The organism is Nocardioides sp. P5_C9_2 (assembly GCF_054049555.1).
On record NZ_JBFUMD010000669.1, the window covers coordinates 1 to 1,555 of the forward strand.

The window sequence follows — 1,555 nt, forward strand, 5'->3', positions numbered from 1 at the left end:
ACCTTCTCCTCGGTGCATCCCGGCGACGAGATCTCGGTCTTCGTCCACGACGGCACCGCTCGCCGGGCCTACGCGCTCTACGTCCTCCCGGCGTCCTTTCCGCGGCTGACCGCGACCAGCACCGGCGCACCGCTCGCCCCCGGGGACATCGCCGTCACGCTCGACCGGTACGACGGGCGGTCGCCGCGCTACGAGGCGATCCTCGATCGGAACGGGGTGCCCCGCTACACCCGCGAGCACGCCGAGCGGGTCCTGGACCTCAAGCTCGCCCGCAGCGGTGCGCTGACGCTGCACCGCCCGACGACCACGCCCGGACGCACCGGCGGGGCCCTGGTGGTCCTCGACGACCAGCTCCGCGAGGTACGCCGGATCGAGACCACCGGCCTCACCAACACAGACGACCACGACTCTGTCCTGGAGGCCGACGGTTCGCGGTGGCTCACGGCCTACGAGCCCGATCCCGGGACCGGCCTGGTGGACTCCGTGATCCAGCACGTCACCCCGGCAGGTGCGGTCGACTTCGAGTGGTCCAGCGCGGCGTACGCCGACGAGACGCTCTCACCGGGAGCTGCCGACTACGCCCACATCAACTCGATCGACGTCCAGCCGAACGGCGACGTGCTGGCGTCCTTCAGACACCTGAGCTCGGTCTTCCTGATCGCCAGCCGTGCCCACGACGGGCACCGGCCCGGTGACGTGATCTGGAAGCTCGGGGGCCGGGACAGCACCTTCACGTTCCCGGACGGTGACGGCGGCCCCTGCGCGCAGCACTCGGCGTCGCTGCTCCCGAACGGACACGTGCTGCTCTTCGACAACGGCTCGTCGTCGTTCTTCGGCGCCTTGTGCCTCGATCCGGCCGACCCCGCGGGCCCGGCGATCCAGCGACCGGCGACCCGCGTCGTGGAGTGGGCGCTGGAGGGGGGCACCGCGACGCCCGTGAGGACGTACGGTCCCACCGACCACTTCGCGTGGTTCATGGGCTCGGCGGCCCCGGTGGCACACGGCAACATCCTGGTCGGCTGGTCCGCCGACCAGAGCACGATGGCCTCCGAGACCGACTCCACCGGCTCGACGATCTGGAGCCTGTCCGACATGCGCCTGGCCGAGGGGGGCTCGCAGCCGATGGCCTACATCAGCTACCGGGCAGCCCTCGTCCCGACCGGCGACGGGTTCGACCCCACGGTCTCGGTCTCGGTGCCGGCCCCCGGGAGCTCCTACGTGCGAGGCTCCGTGGTCCCCGCGGCGTTCACGTGTCGCGATGCCGGCGGATCCACGCTGCAGACGTGCCGCGGCTCCGACGCCATGGTCGACACGTCCGTCGCCGGCCCCCACAGGTTCACCGTGGAGGCCACGGACGGGTCCGGACGGACGACCACGACGACCCTCACCTACGAGGTCACCGACTCGCCTGCGCCGCCCGCGACAGCCAGCCCGGCCCCGGCCCCGGTCCCGGTCCCGGTCCCGGTGCCGCCCGTGGTGACCTCCGCGCCGCCGTCGGTGCGACCGGACCTCGCGGGCCGCGTGCTGCCCGGGGGGACCTGGGTGGGGGCCGGGG

At 72.9% G+C, this 1,555-nt stretch carries 1 protein-coding gene; it reads left to right on the forward strand.

Annotation, left to right across the window (positions count from 1 at the left end; all coding sequences use genetic code 11):
- On the forward strand, positions 1–1,555 hold a 1,555-nt coding region (locus tag ACXJKL_RS20840; RefSeq protein ID WP_457208904.1), incomplete at both ends, for an arylsulfotransferase family protein.